1 pseudogene is annotated in these 408 nt (G+C 60.8%); it reads left to right on the plus strand.

Annotated elements, in window-relative coordinates:
- A pseudogene (locus D7Y15_RS43885) lies at positions 1-408 on the plus strand (hypothetical protein); the annotation flags it as partial.

Below are 408 nucleotides of genomic sequence, written 5' to 3' on the forward strand. Positions count from 1 at the left end.
GTACAGCCTCGACCGTGAAATGGGCATGCAGGTGATGGAAGGCCTGTTCCAGGACGAGTCGGTGCGCATGGCTTCGATCGGCCACCCCAACGAAACCATGCTGGCGGAAAAGTCCCGTCCGCTGCAGGACATGTCGATGCGCTGGCTGACCGACCTGATCCTCGGCCAGGAACGCACCTACACGACCCAACTGGTCGGCCGTGGCCCGTTCAGCGAGTACTACGGCGACCTGAGCATCACCCTCGATACCTCGTCCTATGGCGAAGACTTCCTGGTCAATGCGGTGATCATCTTCATTTCCGGGGTGCTGCGCGCCCTGGCCATGGGCCTGGTGCTCTATCTGGTGTACCACTGGCTGCTGACCAAGCCGCTGTCGAAGATCATCGAGCACCTTACCCAGATCAACCC

The sequence above is a fragment of the Corallococcus sp. AB030 genome, from assembly GCF_003668965.1.
Lineage (GTDB): Bacteria > Myxococcota > Myxococcia > Myxococcales > Myxococcaceae > Corallococcus > Corallococcus exiguus.